We start from the raw sequence: 15843 nt of genomic DNA on the forward strand, positions 1-15843 counted from the left end.
TCGACTTCTTCATTGCGTAGAACTCCCTTTGCTGGAAATTCTACTTCTGATCCCACCTACTGGACGGGAGGATTACCCCTCGAATTCGGTCGCGACGCACGCAAAGCCGCCGCAACGTGCAGCTGGCTGGTGACCTCGTTTGTCGTCGCGGCCCGCAAGCGCCAGGACTTTGCGACCGTCCGGCTGCTCGCGATCCGGCCAGCCGCGCCGTCGCTGGAGGACTTTGCCGCCCAGCACGATCCAGACGGCTTCTATACAGCAAAGGAGCTGCGCGAGCTGTTCGCCGCACAGCAAACGGGCGCGGACGCCGGCTCCGGCGCGACCTTGCGTCGACAGCAGCGCAACGCCCGCCTGCGTGCCCGGCAAATGGCCGCCCTCGACGCGCTCTCGCGCCTCGTCGTCGAGGATCCGAAGCCCGACCATCACGTACTCGGCTGGTTCGACACCGCCGTCGCGCTGCGCCTGTCCGACGTCGGACTCACTACGATCGGTAAGTTAGTCGAGACCATCAACTCGGTCGGCTACCGCTGGTATCGGCGCGTCCCGCGCCCCTGTGAAGTCGGCGCCCGGCGCATTACCGCCTGGCTCGCCCACTACGAGGATGTCGCCGGCCTGCGGCTGACCGCCGGCGCGATAACACACCCGTCCGAGCGCACGCTATCGCGCCCGACGCTCACGGCGGGGCCCGTCACCGCGATCGTGCCACTCGAGCGCTTTTTGCTGCCGCCCGAGCTCGACGGGTCACGGGGCGCGCATCGCAATCTGCTGAAGAACAACAGCCGCGCCAACAACGACCGCGAGGCAATCGAGTTCTGGCTCGCGGACTACGAGAATCCCCACACCCGGGCACGCTACCGCACCGAAGCTGAACGGCTACTGTTATGGGCGATCTTCGTGAAGCGCAAGCCACAGTCGAGCCTCGACACGGACGATGCGCGCGACTACATCAACGGCTTCCTGGTCGATCCGCAGCCTGCAGCCCAATGGGTTATGGCCGGCACCGCACCCCGGGACGCCCTCGAATGGCGTCCTTTCCGCGGCCCGCTGTCGGTCAAGAGCCGTCAGGGCGCGTTGTCCGCGACCAAGAAATTCTTCGCCGAATTGGTCGATGCGCAGTATCTGGATGGACCACAACGCGTTCGCGAAAATCCGCGTGTTCAGCGGATACACGCACGATTCCGCCGGCAACGAACGGCGTGTTGCCGCGAAGTCCCGCCTGCAAATCGAGCGCGGCCTGACCACGGACGCCTGGCTCTTCGCCATGCATGTACTCGACACAATGCCCGACACAGTCGCCGCGGCCCGAACGCGCTTCGTCCTCGGTTTTGCGTATAGCACGGGCCTTCGCCGAGCCGAGTTGTGCGGCGCCTTCACAGACGATGTACAGGAGCGCTACGCCGGTCCTGAACTGGGGACTATTCGACTGTTACGGGTCGTGGGCAAGCGCGCGAAAGAGCGGTTCGTACCGTTGGTGCCGGCGATGCTGAAGTTGTTGGGCGACTACTTGGAATCCCGCGGGCTCCCGCGCGACCCCCTCGCCTGCCCGGCGGGGACCCCGCTGATACCGGCGCTTCTGTCCAACGCAGAGGTCGACCAAATCCGCCGGGCCGAGAACGCAAGCGAATCCGATACTGAAGCGGAGCTCGCGAATCGGGCGCGCCAGACTGGGCCGATCCATCCGCATCAGCTCTACAAGACGATCAAGCAGTTTTTCGCGACGGCGACCACCGCAGCGCTGGGCGAGGACTCGCCGCATGCGCGGGCCTTCAGTACGGCCAGTCCGCACTGGCTGCGACACACGTTCGTGTCACATGCGCTTGCCAATGGAATGAGCCTTGAGAGTGCGCGCAATTTCGCGGGCCACGACTCCCTCGACACCACGTCAATCTACGCCACGGCGGAACTTGGCCGGCAGTACCAGGAAGCAGAAACCTTCCTAAGATTGGCTACAAAGCAACGCAACAGACTGTGATCTAGATGTGCCGTGCCACTGGCGCCCAGATGGCCGCCTGAACAGACTGCTGCGTGAAACTGCGGCGGCCCAAGCCGTGCTCACTTGAAGCGCTAACCAGGGTTAAGCGGCTCAGTGGCCTGAAGGCCATGCTGACTGACAAATTCTCCCAGATTAAGTCCGGGATTCCTGAGCCTATACCTCCAAACTCCCAGATAATCTTCGACTTCTATCTTGCCGACTTGATATCTCCCAGAAAATCCTGGACTTCGAGATATCAGCCACGCGTCGCGCTCGGCGAAAAGTAGAAAAATCAGTATATAGGGCTTGCCAGCCTGAGGGGCTCGCGGGGGCGTGCCCGTGCAGCGTCAACATTTGGACCGGGCAATTGTGTCCCAAGTTGGGACACCTGGGACGGGATGTGGACCCACCCACCACTGTCCCAACTTGGGACAGTGGGACATCGACTGGTATCGCTTCACAAACCGCGACAAAAAAGCCCGCATCTAGCGGGCTCATGGCAGTGGGCTTTAGCCCGTAGTGCCGAATAGCTCGGCAAGCAGGTTTCGAATTCGCTCCTCCTGCTGAACGCCCAACATCCCCGGCTTGATCTTAACCGTGAAGCCACTGGAATCCTTGGTGATCGATCCAGCCTGATTCTTGCCCGCAAAAATCTTCTCGATGCTCCTGTCGCGAACCGATGCCGGTTTGCCCCCACTTTCTACAGTCAATTTGATATTCCGACCAAACCTCGTCTGGTCCAATTCGCCAGATACAACATCGGCCCAATGGGTCCTCGCGGCAGCAATGGCGACATCGCCATGCTTTTTCAAGACTGATACGACGGTCTCTGCGGCCGTCGCACCTAAAAGGTTGGGCTGCAGGTCGAGATCCTTGATGATGAAATCTGGAAGATCCGCAAACGACAAGAGCCGATACAAATCCGATCGAGCCATACCAAGCGCCGATGCCATCTGGCTCCGGTTCGGAAACTCCTTCTCAGTCTGCCGAATCGACAAGGAGATCTCGTAGTCACTCAAGCCATCACGAACGATGTTCTCGGCCAACGCAAGCATGGCCATGTCTTGGTCTGAGATCTCGACCTGGACGACCCGAATCGACCCCTTCCCAATGAGCCGGTGAGCACGCCATCGCCGTTCGCCCGCAACGATCTCGTATCCATCCGAAACAGGACGGACAACAATCGGCTGAATAAGCCCGCTAGCACGAATGCTCGATGCGAGCTCATTCAATTTTCCTTCATTGAAAACTCGACGCGGTTGCCATGGGTTCGGGCGAATATCTGCAACCCGCACTTCAGTTGGTGCGGACGCGGCCGCAGCCTTCTCCAACTCAGCAATTCGCTCCTGCGCGCTGGCGAGCGCGCTTGCCATTCCAGGCCCAGTCCGTGGAGCCGTTGGCTTCCGATCCGGATTCAGGTCAATGTCTTTTGCGGAACGCAACTCCGCGGTTTTGGCCATCATTTTTTCGCGGATGCTGCTCATTTCCTCTTCCTCCATTCCTCAACGTACGAGTCGTCAATCCAACGACAGTAGTCCATCAGCGGCTGTCGAACTCTCGCAACCGTCTTGGCTACACTGTCCGATCGACTAAGATCGAACACAGTAGAGAATGCCAGCGCCCCGTTACTCATCACCGAACTCGCCGGAATCTCCGTTGTGTGCAACCAGTCACCGTACGCGCGCTGCGCCCACGACCGTACAACCGGAGCAGACGAAGTTACACCGTAGTCGACCTTCGAGAGCACAACAGAGACGAAGTCATATGTCTTCTCGACCTCATGTGCGGCAAATCCTTGTGCAACGTCCGCGAACAGCGACCAGAAAGATACCGACGAAATAAAATCAAGGCTCTCTGGAACCAGAGGCATCACCATCGAGTCCGCCGCCATTAACCCGTTCAAGGTCATGTACGACAGCGACGGAGCCGTATCGAGAACAATGTAGTCGTAGTGCTTCCGTAGGGGCTCGAGGCCTTGACGAAGGACCGACCAGAATTGATAGTTCGGCTTCGACTTTTGCATTGCCGGAAGGAAGTACTCCGCGTGATGCAGAAAGTTATGCGCCGGAATAAGGTCAATGCCATCCCAGTAAGTCGACTGGATAACTGCCCCGAGCCCGCCCTCGACGTTCTGGTCGAAGATGTACGGAAGAACGGTATCGTCTTCCGTTACATCTTTTTCAGCGTAAAGGCCGCAGAGCTCCGAAAGGGAGGCCTGAGGATCTAGATCGATCACCAGCACCTTTCGGCCACGAAGACTCAAACCTTGTGCGATGCACATCGTCATCGTAGTCTTGGTAGACCCTCCCTTAAAGTTTGCGATGGTCAGAACTTTCCCTTCATGATCCCGAGTCCCGGTTACGAGGGGCGTCTGGTAAATGTCCGATACCTGTTGGACCCAGGTTCGAACCTCGGCGAGCGAGAAGAGCCTGGTACGTCCTGTCCCATTAGCAACGCCCGGCGGCAATGTTCCACCTTCCTTCGAAGCTTCATAGTGGACCTTTGCGCGATCGATACCGCATAGTTCCGCCAGTTCAGAAGTCGTGAAAACCGGCGCAGTTTTCCGCGGCCGGGGTGCAAGAATCTGATCCCGCAGCTCATTGGTCATAACAGCCAATCGATCGGCAAACTCACCGAGCTTTGGAAGATTCACACGTCGGTCAATCTCAGGCAGCTCACTCAATTTCATTGTGTCTAGAACCTCCGCGACAAACGCCAAGAGAATGTTTCTACGGTTTTGATGTGCATTCTCACAAAACCGTAGAATACGCGGCGCCTCCAGCAATAGCCAGCGAATTCGTACCCGAGTACGACAAAGAAGCTGAGGCGACCTCAGCCCGAATACACGCCGACTTCGCGCCTGCTCCCATCTAGCCGACCTCCCGACGTACCAATAGGACCAAGCGGTCCGATTTCAATTGAGCTTTTGACCTTCGGCGGTTGCACAAAACACCTCACCTTTGAGAAAAAGCTACGTGCCCAAATCACACGCTTCCGGCAGAGCTACACAAAAAACCTCACCTTTCGCAGCATAGATCCAACACAGTTTTGCCCTCAACGGAACGAGAATTGCATCCGCCACGAGTCTGGAACCCCAATTTTCGACCCGGCGTCAGCACCTCTTGGCAGGTTTGGCCCTAATTCCCTGCAGACGCTAGCAGCATCCTGTGGTCTGTTTTTATTTAAAACATAAACCAACCAACAACCAACAGGACGAAGCAAGTCGTTTAAAAACAATGGCTTAATAGCCGAAAGGTGAGGCGGAATGTGCTGGAGGTGCTGTGAATTGGTCCGAAAGGTGAGATCTTTTCTCCACAAAGGTGAGGTAAAACGGCGCCCAAGGTGAGGTGTTTGGGCGGAAAGGTGAGGTGATTTGTCGCCGAAGGTGAGGAAGCTTGTGCCGGTTGATCGCTAAGGTGAGGTGATCTGTGTTGACAGGTCACTATAGCGCGCATACTCTACCGCCCATCTGCACATACGACATGGGGCGGCAACCGAATGGCCGAAGCGGGTCAACTTGCAACGTCGAGGCAACTCGCGTTGGCGCTATTCGAAGATGCCACTGCCGAAGGGTTAGCGGTTGACGCAGCTCGTTCCGATGTTGGATTCGCGCGAAAGAATATTCTCATCCGGATCGTAGACCTTGGTGTTGCGGCGCGGCGGTTGATCGATGCTGCATACTTCATCGTCGCTCAGGAAGATCGTGTTCACGACTTGTATGACGTCGAACTCGATTACTTCAAATGGCTGATGCGGTATTCAAGTCGGAACAATGCGCATTTGGAGCAAGTCATCACCGAAGCGCAAAAGGCACTGGTTCAAGCCACCACGGGGCCGACGCCGGATGGCGAAAAACCGTTTGGGTCAGTGCAGCTGATCGGGCGAGTATCGTTCCAAAGTGGGCGTTTCCAGTTTCGTATCCCCACGGACCTTATCTCGATCATCCGGGGGCCCGGCAAGTCCCATTGGCTCAGTTTGCGGATCACATCGCTCTTCACTCTAAGCTACGCGCGGGTCATGTATGACCATCTGCTTCCGTTTGCTGATGACGGGAGCACGGACTGGCTCACTCTCGATGAACTTCGCGGCTGGCAGGGAGAAATGGGCGCTAACGCGCTAGTCTTCAAATATTTCAAGCGGGACTGGCTTGAACCTGCCGTCAAACAAATCAACGAGCTATCCGACATTACGTTGGAGTACGAAACAAGGAATGAACCGGGGTCGCGCAAGATTGGGAGACTACGATTCCGGATCGCTCGCAAGGACGTCGCTGAACGGGTTCTCCACACATATGAGGAGGCCCAAGAGATCTATCGCATCTTGAAGCAAGAGTTCGGCCTGTCGGGTGATCAACTGAACCAGATCGGCGCCAATCGCGGCACATATACTGACGATCGTATCCATCAAGCGATCGAGCGAACCCGGTTTAGCTTGAAACTCGGAAAGGTCTCCAAGAGCCCCGCGGGCTTCTTTATGAAGGCGTTGAAGGGGGGGTGGGTCGTCTCGGACGCAGAGCGGGAAATGATCACCGTTCAACAGACCCTAGCGTTAGCTGAGCAGCGTGACCAAGACGATAGGGTCAAGGCGCAATCGATTGCGGCGCTTCACACGGCTGCTCAGGAATCAAGCGCGCAAGACCGTATGCGAGAAGAGGCACGCTCCGGCCGCGCACAGTACGAAGCTGCCGAGCAGAGGCAGAAAGATGAATGGTTGCGCACGTACCTTTCGTCATCGGGCGGAAAGATCATGTTGCGCCGTTTGAAGTTGAATCCCGACGACGTCGATGAGGTAACGGTACTCGGAGATGTCGACCTTGTTGGCGACTTCGCGCGGTTTGTCTTCAACAAGACCAAGTCGAAGGCAAAAGGATCGGGTGCGCGAGCGCGAGCCAGGTAACGGGATGACGCAACTCGACGTCACCGCTCAAAGGTGACATTTTCCGACCTAGAAAGTGTGGTTTGCGTCGTGCGCCGTCCAGATGTCCCCCGGAATTGGACCTGTAGTAGATTGACGCCGTGTTTTAGACCAGCACCGGGTCTGAAAACTTCGCTTTTCAAATTAGTGCGGCATGGGAACCCCGGTGACCGTCGAGCTACAGCCTAGCCAAATCCAGGGGACGGAAAATGTCACATCACGCGCCCGCACGTGAGGTCGGAAACGTCACCGTTCCAGAGCGCCACATGCATAAAGGGTGACGATGCAGCGTCATGGATGATCTTCAGCGGGGCGGAAAACGCTACCGTCGCGCCCAATTGCTTGGGTCGGAATATGTCATTCATTGATCCGCGGACGTCGGGCTTTGCTCCGCGAGCTTGGCCACCATTGCGTGATCCAAAGCACCTAGCGAGACCGTCCAAGCACTAAAGGAAGGAGTGCGTTGACTAAGTCTTCTATGATGGCAAGGTGAGGGATAACGCGTTGAATATCCGGCGAGTCGATTCGGATGTGCCGACCGCTTGCTCCTGGCGACAACCGTAGTGCGAGACCATCCTCCACTCGGGCGACACCGGTGCATAGTATCGATTTCACCTTCGCTGGAGCGGTCGCGATTGGCACTGCTAACGCTCTCCGGATGACAACCTCACGTCCAAGTTCGCGGATCAACATCGTTACTGTTTCCGCTGTACGGAATGAGACACGATCTGGACCGCCGAACGATGCTACGACCTCGGTAGGAAGCAGGGATGCCTGTATCGATCGTGTGACGATGGCCTTCGATACATTGAGGTCCGCAGCGAGTTTTGCTTGACTGGGCCAAAGCTCGTGATCGAGCTGCTCACGATAAAATCCACCCAACACAACCGGAGGGGAATCGGTCCGGCGAAGTTCATTATGTCGCGCGATCGCGATCAAACGGTCGTGAGGTGCCTGAGTTCTCCCAGCGAACGGACTTTTGCAGGAATCGGAATGTGTCATAGAAGCGGCCGCGCGTTGGCGATAAATTGTTGCTATTTCTGAAAAATGCCGCACAACCGGTTGAAGGGGGCAGCCGGTAAGTCTCGAACGATGATAGGTCGCAAGTCCTTGTTTTTACGAAGCAGTTGGAGCGCTTACCTTCGCGTGCCGCCCTCCGTAGTGTGTGCAACGCGTGCAACGATCAGCGAGCCAATTCTATCGTCGTGGTCGGAAATGCAAGACTAGAAAGCTCATGATTATCGGGTAGCTTTCTCCTAATTCCCCCACAACCGGTTGAGCGCTCGCGGTCGGCGTTGTTGCTCTTTCTTCCGTCGCGAAAAGGTCCCTGAAATGATGGCTCTTTTCCCAAGTGCCGTTGTCACCTCGGCTGTTCCAATTGTCCCGGACCAATTGGAACTCCGTGATGCAATTCCCCAGACTCTTTCCCCGTAGCAAGAAGCAGGTCGCGCTGTCGCCAGCGCCCGGCCACTACTCGAATGAGGACCCCGAAAAGATCATCTTCGATCAGGGGACGCGTCTGCGCGTCGAAGCCAATCACTGGAAAACCTTCTGCTTCGTCCTCGCGATCATCGCCGGCGGCGCCGTCTACACCCGGCAACCACCACCCTCGGTCGTGAAGTCGTATGGCGTTTCGTCAGATGCTGGCGGTAATCCGCTGGTCAAGCAACTGGCCGCATACAACCCCGACGACCAGGCGAAGCGCACGGCGATCAAACAGGACGTCGAGCACTGGTTCACGATCGAGCCGGTGCTCACCGACGATATCCGAACTTCCCGGCTCGCCAAGAACGTCAACGCGGTCAAGGCCAAGATGGTCGGCAACGCGAAGAATCAGTTTGCAACATGGATCAGCGACGACAAGCCGTTTGACCAGATCACGACCAATCCGAAGCTGGTTCGCGAGCCGAAGGTGACCAACGTTTCGCTGCTGGAGGATTCGACCGTCGTGGTCGAGTTCACGACATCGACGCGGCAATCGCCAACTGACAAACCTGTCGACATCCGTTTCGCGTTGACGATGCGCTACCAGATCATTCCCCCAACTGCCGAAGACGTGCTGGGCACGAATCCGTACGGCCTCTACTACCCGTTCTTCACCCTGCAGAAGACTGGCGCATGAAACGACCACGTTCCGTTGTGACCTGGATTGCGCTCGCGTTGATCGCGGCATCAGCCAATGCATTCGCCGCGAAGACTGCCGCCATTCCGATCGCACCGATCCCGAACTTCGACGTCGGCAGCATCATCGGCGATGCGATGAGCCCGGTGAACCCGTACAACTCGGGCACCGATCCGATCACCATGCCGGGCGACGCGCGTATGGCCGTGTTTCAGTACAGCCGGGACCAGATTTTCCGCGTGATGACGGCGCCGCTGAAGCTCACGACGATCGAGCTGGAGCGGGGGGAGAGTCTGATTAGCGAGCCGGCGATGGGCGATTCTAAGCAATGGATCCTCGACACCGACGGTGCTAACCATGTGTACGTGAAGCCCATCAAACCGGGGCTCGTGAACACGCTGCACCTAAGCACGAACAGGCGCGAGTACGAGCTGACGCTCGTCTCGTCGCCGCAGGGCGGACTGTTCTATCAGAACGTGCGCTTCAACTACCCGAACTCGCTGATGTCGAAGGTACGCGCGCGCGGCAATGCGCCGGACGACGATCGCGACGCAGACCACACGAGTCATTCGGATTCCGGTCCGATCGGCGTGTCGCCCGACAAACTGAACTTCGAATACACAGTGTCAGGGACCAGCTCGCTCAAGCCCGAGACCGTTTTCGACGACGGTACCTTCATCTGGATTCGGATGCCTCCGCGCACGCCGTTTGCCGTGCCGACCATCAAGGACGGCGGCGATATCGTCAGCCCGAACTTTATCCGCCGCGGCCCGTACATCGTCATCCAGCGATTGGCAGATGAGATCAAGCTCACCCGGCCGGGCGAGGAAGTGACGATCACCCGCGGCCGTCGTGGCCTGTTCGGATTCTGAGGACGGTATGGCAAAGCAAACCGATCCGACCAGTCCGCAAGAAAAGACCTTGCTGAAGGGCAAGGTGCCCCGCAACGTCATGATCGTGATTGGCTCGATAGCCGCGATTGCGATAGGCACGCTCGGCTTTTACACGCAGACCGTCGAAGCCAACAAGGCAGAAGCAGAGGCGCTGAAGGCGAAACGCGAACGTGCAGCCGAAGCGGTTGACAAGAGCAATGCTGACAAAGCGGATGTCGACAAGATCATCGAGCAACAACAGGCCGAAGCACGTCGGCGAGCAGCGGAAGTCGCTGCGGCTGCGAGCGCTGCGGCCGCAGCGAATGCGAAGAAACCGACGCTGTCAGCCGACGCATTGATGCCGAGCGCAAACACGGCACAACTCAAAGCCGAGAACGACGAGGACAATATTTATGCTTCGCCGATCTTTCGTCTAAGCTTGAAGGTCAAGGACGCCCAGCCGCAGCAACCGCAACTGCCGAACGGCGTCATCTCGCCGCAACAGATGCTGCTCCAGCAGGCGGCTGCTCAGGATGCCGCGATGAAGGAGGCGACCGCACAAGCGACACTGGCTGCGAGGGGGGGGCAGGCAGCCGGGTCCATGACCACCCAGCAGCGCGACAACGCATTCATGCGGGACGTAGCCCAGTTGAACGAAGGCGACAAAGATTTCGCGCGAACCGGCTTTGTTGGCCAGTCGCACGGCTGCACGCTGTCGCCACCGGCGAAGATTCCGGTTCTCTCGAACGAGGCGCTCAACTCGGACCGTCCTGGCACCGCGTCGCTGACCGTCGAGACCGATGTGTACGCGAACAACGGCGATGGTCGGTGCCTGATGATTCCGTGGGGCACCACTATCGTTGCACCCTACAGCTCGGACATTCAGCCGGGACAGGAGTCGATTCTCGTCGCCGGCGCGGAAATGCGTCTGCCGAACGGCAAGCACGTACCGCTGTATGGTGCACAAGGCGCCGACGGCGATGGCACGGCCGGCTTCAGTGGTGACGTGAACAACCACTTCTGGAAGATCTACTCGACCTCGTTTCTGACCGCCATTCTGGTTCGCACCTTCAGCAATAGCGATCAGAGCACGACGACCGGCCCGCTTGGTGTCACCCAAGTAGGTAGCACGGGTGGGCAAATTGCCGCGCAAACGGCGCAGTCGGTGCTCGACCGCTACAAGAACATCCCGCCGACCATCAAATCGAAGCCGGGCGAGCGGCATTTCATGATGAAGATCAATCGCGACTTGGTACTCGAGCCGTACAGGGGGCCACGGTGACCAAGCGTGCGATTCTCCTCGCCGCAATGGGGATGGCGAGCGCACACGCGCAGTCGGCGGTCATTGCGCAGGTGATCAGCCCGGTGAGTGTTGTCATTCAAGACGGCGCGACGCGTCAGGTCGCGCTGCTGCCCGGCAAGCCGGTCTATCACTGCGGCCTTGATGCATTCATCGAATGGGCGTCACCGCTGATCGGACAGACCGTACGCAGTTCACGTGAAGCGGGCATCACGGTCACGGTCGATGGACGCGATGTCGCGCTGGATGAACTTTTCATCGAGCGCGGCTGGCTGCAGCCGCCCGTGCTGGATGACGGCGCGCAGGCGGCACTCGCTGAACGTCGTGGCGGATGGGCGTGCTCTCGCGCGGTCGCGCCGTTCGAGTTGCTGCACATCAACGTCGATCCGAAGATCCTCGCAGGCATTGCGCTGAACGAGTCGAACTACCGTGGCCGCGCGTGGCCGTGGACGCTGAATGTCGCGGGTCAGGGCTACTTCTTCAAGTCGCGAGAAGAAGCCTACAAGGCAATCGAGACGTTGCTTGCGCGCGGGCGCTGCAATTTCGACGTCGGCCTCATGCAGGTGAACTGGTGCTACCACGGCAAACGCTTTGCGTCAGCGTGGGATGCGCTCGCACCCGCCACCAACGTCGCGGTCGCGGAAGCGATCCTCACCGAGAACTTCGCGCGGACCGACTCGGTCGCGAAGGCAATTGCCTACTACCACAGCGCAAATCCCAAACCCGGTCGCACGTACCTCGCACGGTTCGTCCGACATCTCTCCATGATCGAGGCAGGCCTGTGAAGCACACGACCAAGTTACTTGCGTGCGCCCTGTCGGCGATCGTGATTACGGCCGCGTCTGCGGCGAACACTGATCCGTTCGACTTCGACTACGACATCCTGGGCGGCATCGCCGAACGGCCGGCATTGATCTTCAACGACGGAGCGAAGACCTATATCCAGCCGCGCGCGGGCCAGGTCATCGTCGCCGAGGGCGGGCATACCGAAGGTCCGTATGTGGTCGTCGAAGGAACGCCGGTGTCAATCACGTACAAGGTTGGCGCACACTCGGCGACTGCGCGCTGGAAGAAGGCCAACACTTTCATCGGCGGGTCGGGTGCGTTGGCAGCGATGAAGGACGATCTGCCGGCCGGGTTCGACGGCTTCACGAACCGTCTGGTGATGATTGGCACTCGCTCGGCGCTCGCGCCGGTGCGCGCGCTTCACGTGTCGCTTCCGGTCGGTAAAGTCGTGAAGTCACTTGTCCCGCAGGGCTGGACAGGATCGGCGCAGAAGGATGTCGACCTGACGACCCCCGAACTGTTTGGCACGCGCGACGGCGAGAACTGGATGCAGGCGCTCGATCGTTTGATGACGCACACAGGGCTGTACGCGGATGTCGACTTCGGCGCGCGTCACGTCCGGTTGCATCGCGATCCTCCAAAGTCTGCCGCGCTGAACTATGCGTCGAACGAGCGAGGTATCGATGAGGCTGGTCCGAATAGCGTCGTCGCGCGCGTCAATGCGGAACCTGCGCTGGTATCGAGGCTGGCCGAACACTTTGGCGCGCAGGCGATCCGGGACGGTGACGACACACATATGCAAATCCGTTTCACGTCGAAGCCGGCCAAAACCGTCACGTTTAAGACGGCGGACGGCAAAACGCTGCGCACGAGCTGGGATGATGTCAAAAGCGTGATGACGATCGATCGCGCGGGGCGCTTCATTGTCGCCGATGCGACGAACCGCGTTGAGGTGACGCGCGAAGTAAGAACGGTCTACGACTTCGATCAGGCGAACCGCGCGAAGCTCGAGGCGGTATTCGATCGAGAAGGGCGCACGTACTTCAAGTTTGCTGACTCGGTCGTCCGCGTCGGCGTGACGGATGCGCGGAACCTGGGCATCGGAGAGCAGAAGGGACGCTACTTCATGTTCGAGGGCACCGCCGACCAGTTTACGGTGACGGCAGACGGCAATACGACCCAGGTGAAGCGGCGAAAGGAAGTCGTCTACCGCGAAACGCCGGACGCAACACTGCAGACGAGCGGAGGGCCGACGTTGTGAAGTTCATCGGATCGATCGTTGCCATTTTGTTGGCGGTCATCGCGCTGCCGTGCCAGGCAGACTGCATCGATGACGCAGCTGCCTTCCATCGCGTGAATCCGCGGTTGCTGCGTGTGATTGCGGAATACGAATCAAGCATGAGCACCTATGCCGTGAACCGGAACAAAAACGGCAGTGAAGACATCGGGCTCATGCAGATCAACACGTCGTGGCTCCCGACGCTCGCGCGTTACGGCATCCGTCGCGAGCACCTCTATAACGGCTGCGTCAGCGCGTACGTTGGAGCGTGGATTCTCGCATCGAACGTACGCCGCTTTGGACCGACCTGGAAGGCGGTCGGCGCGTATAACGCAGTCACGCCGTCCAAGCAACTCGTCTACGCCAGTGCGATTTATCGCCGCTACATGCAACAGGGCCGGTAACCATGCAGAAGACAAATTCGAATCAGGCGCGCGTGCGTGCCGTCGTTGCGGGGGCTCTGGCTGTGTTGGCTGTCGCGGTGCACGCGTCACCCGATCTTGCCGTGAGCGCTGTCGACACAGACGGTTGGCAGGTGCTCGCTGCGATGCCGAAGGCGGTGCCGGCGGCCGCAGACAGTCCGAAGGCGGCCGCGCCTGTGGTGCCGGCGTCAGCGGGCGTCACGGCAACTGCGCTGTCTACTGCCGTTGCCCCGGTTGTTCTACCGGGGATAGGCACGCAGGCGGCGAGCGTCACGCTGACTTTCTCCGTGACGCCGGCGGACGTGAATCTTCGTGATGCACTCGATCGCTGGCTGCAACAGCAGGGATGGCAACTCGCGTGGAAGATCGACGACGACCTCCCGCTGGAGTTCAACGCGACGTTCACGGGGGGTTTCACTTCCGTCCTTCAGCAGGTAATGAAGGCGACGAACCACATGCGCACGCCGACGCGCGCGTGCCGCCATTCGAACAACGTCATCCGCGTGATAGCCCGCGCGGGCAACTGCCAGGACTGAGAACCATGCGTGTTGACCTTTTGCTGAGAACCATGCGTGTTCACCTATTGAAATCGGCCGTCGCGATGGCGAGCGCCGTGATGGCCGGTGGCTGCGCCGTGACGCAACAGGACGTGAACGACAGCTACGACGCCGCACATCGCACGATATCGGATGCATTAGGGAAGGGACCTGTACCGATGGCACTAGTCGAGGACGTGCCGACCGCGTTCCTCGGAGATCGCCTAGTGCCGCTCGCCTATGAAGCGACGTTGCCGGCTGCATTCCGTGAGAAGACGATCACGCTCCCTGCGAATCTTGGGATCAAGCAGATCGCCACGCTCGTCTCGACGGCGACGGGCTACCCCGTGCACCTGAGCCCCGACGTGTTCGTGCCGCGCGATTCGTTGGTCCCCGGACAAACCGAGTCGAAGGGGCAGAACGGCGCTGCGCGATCCGAAGAGCCGATCTATCGGCAAGCGTTCACGGGCCGGGCCGGCATGTACATGAAGAACATGACGACCGACCTAGGCCTCGACTGGTCATTTGACGGCAGCACGATCAACGTGTCCCGGTTTGTCACTCGGATGTACCAGATCGCGGCGATTCCCGGCAAGGTGTCGATCAAGTCGACGATGAGCAAGGGAATGGATACGTCGACCGGCAACCAGTCGGGCAGCGGTAGCGGTGGTAGCTCGGGCGGGAACACCGGCTCGTTCTCAGCGCAGACATCGACCGGCCGGGAAGGCGATTTCGATCAGATCGCCGCGATCACCGCCGAAATCGAGAAGCTGCGCTCGCCGATGGGCCGCGTCAGCATCAATCCGCAGAGCCGTCTCGTGATGGTGCACGACACCAAGGAGGCGGCAGACAACATCGGCAAGCTGCTCAAGCACGAGAACGCGATCTCGACGCGTCAAGTGGCGATTACGGTTCGCACGATCCAGATCGCGCTGAACAAGGGCAGTCAAGCGGGAATGAACGCGGATGTCGTGTTCAACGCGATGCACGCGGGCCTCGCGCGGTATGCGATCAGCTTTACATCGCCGACATCGCTTGCCTCGGGCGGCGGGGCGGTCGGTGTATCTGTGTTGCGCCCGGATGCACCGTTCTCCGGCACCAACGCGGTCGTGAATGCGCTGAACCAGTACGGCCGCACCGTGCAGGACAACACGATGACCAAGATGACGCTCAACGGCCTGCCGGTCTCGGTGGCGTCGTTCAAGAGCGATGACTACCTGCGCTCGACCACGCCGTCGTCCGGCTCGCTGACGGCGACGTCCGGCGGTGTGCCGGGTCTGACACCGGGCACGATCACGACGGGCGACTTCGTGAACGTTCTGCCGGCAGTCAACGACCACAACCAGATCGTCCTCGCATATTGGGCGGATAGCTCGAAGCTGAACGGTCCGTTCACGAGCGCGGGCGCTGGGTCTGGTCAGACCCAGCAACAAATCCAGCTGGCACATACGATCGGTACGAAGGACGATCAGACGATCGCACTGTCGGACGGGCAGACCATCGTACTGTATGGCGCGATCACCGACCAGGCCGATAGCACGACGAATACCGGCATCGCCGGCATCACGGGTAGCTGGAACAAGGCGAAGACGTTCCAGATCATCATGCTGAAGGCGACGGTCGTTCCGTCGATGTGATCG

The 15843-nt window shown here is 59.3% G+C and carries 13 protein-coding genes; 11 read left to right on the forward strand and 2 right to left on the reverse strand.

Going from position 1 to position 15843, the window contains the following annotated elements; translation table 11 throughout:
* A partial coding sequence (locus WS91_RS37155) for a phage integrase family protein (RefSeq protein WP_331458318.1) occupies positions 1–1335 on the forward strand: 1335 nt, incomplete at its 5' end.
* Positions 1280–1972, forward strand: a complete 693-nt coding sequence (locus tag WS91_RS37160) for a tyrosine-type recombinase/integrase (protein ID WP_231751973.1) — start codon at positions 1280–1282, stop codon at positions 1970–1972. The genes WS91_RS37155 and WS91_RS37160, both read left to right, overlap by 56 nt.
* A 509-nt stretch (positions 1973–2481) precedes the next feature.
* Here WS91_RS37160 and WS91_RS04450 read toward each other — a convergent pair.
* Both WS91_RS04450 and WS91_RS04455 read right to left on the reverse strand, forming a co-directional pair.
* Positions 2482–3456, reverse strand: coding sequence for a ParB/RepB/Spo0J family partition protein (locus WS91_RS04450; protein WP_059669857.1), 975 nt, complete (start codon positions 3454–3456; stop codon positions 2482–2484).
* Positions 3453–4661, reverse strand: coding sequence for an AAA family ATPase (locus WS91_RS04455; protein WP_059584082.1), 1209 nt, complete (start codon positions 4659–4661; stop codon positions 3453–3455). The genes WS91_RS04450 and WS91_RS04455 overlap by 4 nt, the downstream gene beginning before the upstream one ends.
* An 809-nt stretch (positions 4662–5470) precedes the next feature.
* Between WS91_RS04455 and WS91_RS04460 the strand changes: the two genes are divergently transcribed.
* The 9 genes from WS91_RS04460 to WS91_RS04500 all read left to right on the forward strand — a co-directional run bounded on the left by WS91_RS04460 (position 5471) and on the right by WS91_RS04500 (position 15840).
* Positions 5471–6868 (forward strand): replication initiation protein, encoded by a 1398-nt coding sequence (locus tag WS91_RS04460; RefSeq protein ID WP_059669822.1) that lies wholly within the window; start codon positions 5471–5473, stop codon positions 6866–6868.
* 1423 nt (positions 6869–8291) lie between these two features.
* A complete protein-coding gene (locus WS91_RS04465) occupies positions 8292–9008 on the forward strand; it encodes a type IV secretion system protein (RefSeq protein WP_059584073.1) in 717 nt (238 codons plus the stop codon).
* Positions 9005–9880, forward strand: a complete 876-nt coding sequence (locus tag WS91_RS04470) for a TrbG/VirB9 family P-type conjugative transfer protein (protein ID WP_059669823.1) — start codon at positions 9005–9007, stop codon at positions 9878–9880. The genes WS91_RS04465 and WS91_RS04470 overlap by 4 nt, the downstream gene beginning before the upstream one ends.
* A gap of 7 nt (positions 9881–9887) precedes the next feature.
* Entirely contained in the window at positions 9888–11162 is a 1275-nt protein-coding gene (locus WS91_RS04475; RefSeq protein WP_059669824.1) for a TrbI/VirB10 family protein, read from the forward strand.
* Positions 11163–11188: 26 nt separating this feature from the next.
* Positions 11189–11965 (forward strand): transglycosylase SLT domain-containing protein, encoded by a 777-nt coding sequence (locus WS91_RS04480; RefSeq protein ID WP_059584079.1) that lies wholly within the window; start codon positions 11189–11191, stop codon positions 11963–11965.
* Positions 11962–13227: a hypothetical protein gene (locus tag WS91_RS04485; protein ID WP_059669825.1), complete on the forward strand. Its 1266-nt coding sequence runs from the start codon at positions 11962–11964 to the stop codon at positions 13225–13227. Before WS91_RS04480 ends, WS91_RS04485 begins: the two co-directional genes overlap by 4 nt.
* Positions 13224–13649 carry a lytic transglycosylase domain-containing protein gene (locus tag WS91_RS04490; RefSeq protein WP_059584067.1) on the forward strand — a complete coding sequence of 142 codons (426 nt, stop codon included), beginning with the start codon at positions 13224–13226 and terminating at the stop codon, positions 13647–13649. Before WS91_RS04485 ends, WS91_RS04490 begins: the two co-directional genes overlap by 4 nt.
* A 2-nt stretch (positions 13650–13651) precedes the next feature.
* On the forward strand, positions 13652–14203 hold the full coding sequence (locus tag WS91_RS04495) for a toxin co-regulated pilus biosynthesis Q family protein (protein WP_059669826.1): 552 nt from the start codon (positions 13652–13654) through the stop codon (positions 14201–14203).
* 32 nt (positions 14204–14235) lie between these two features.
* Positions 14236–15840 carry a hypothetical protein gene (locus tag WS91_RS04500; protein ID WP_059584065.1) on the forward strand — a complete coding sequence of 535 codons (1605 nt, stop codon included), beginning with the start codon at positions 14236–14238 and terminating at the stop codon, positions 15838–15840.
* The last annotated feature ends 3 nt before the right edge of the window (positions 15841–15843 follow it).

The organism is Burkholderia sp. MSMB1498 (assembly GCF_001526245.1).
GTDB lineage: Bacteria > Pseudomonadota > Gammaproteobacteria > Burkholderiales > Burkholderiaceae > Burkholderia > Burkholderia savannae.

What these genes read in the sequence shown, in the direction of transcription:
- WS91_RS04450 (WP_059669857.1), bottom strand. Translation starts at nt 3,456, where the DNA reads ATGAGCAGCATCCGCGAAAAAATGATGGCCAAAACCGCGGAGTTGCGT.
- WS91_RS04475 (WP_059669824.1), top strand. Translation starts at nt 9,888, where the DNA reads ATGGCAAAGCAAACCGATCCGACCAGTCCGCAAGAAAAGACCTTGCTG.
- WS91_RS04455 (WP_059584082.1), bottom strand. Translation starts at nt 4,661, where the DNA reads ATGAAATTGAGTGAGCTGCCTGAGATTGACCGACGTGTGAATCTTCCA.
- WS91_RS04460 (WP_059669822.1), top strand. Translation starts at nt 5,471, where the DNA reads ATGGCCGAAGCGGGTCAACTTGCAACGTCGAGGCAACTCGCGTTGGCG.
- WS91_RS04480 (WP_059584079.1), top strand. Translation starts at nt 11,189, where the DNA reads ATGGGGATGGCGAGCGCACACGCGCAGTCGGCGGTCATTGCGCAGGTG.
- WS91_RS04465 (WP_059584073.1), top strand. Translation starts at nt 8,292, where the DNA reads ATGCAATTCCCCAGACTCTTTCCCCGTAGCAAGAAGCAGGTCGCGCTG.
- WS91_RS37160 (WP_231751973.1), top strand. Translation starts at nt 1,280, where the DNA reads ATGCCCGACACAGTCGCCGCGGCCCGAACGCGCTTCGTCCTCGGTTTT.
- WS91_RS04470 (WP_059669823.1), top strand. Translation starts at nt 9,005, where the DNA reads ATGAAACGACCACGTTCCGTTGTGACCTGGATTGCGCTCGCGTTGATC.
- WS91_RS04495 (WP_059669826.1), top strand. Translation starts at nt 13,652, where the DNA reads ATGCAGAAGACAAATTCGAATCAGGCGCGCGTGCGTGCCGTCGTTGCG.
- WS91_RS04500 (WP_059584065.1), top strand. Translation starts at nt 14,236, where the DNA reads ATGCGTGTTCACCTATTGAAATCGGCCGTCGCGATGGCGAGCGCCGTG.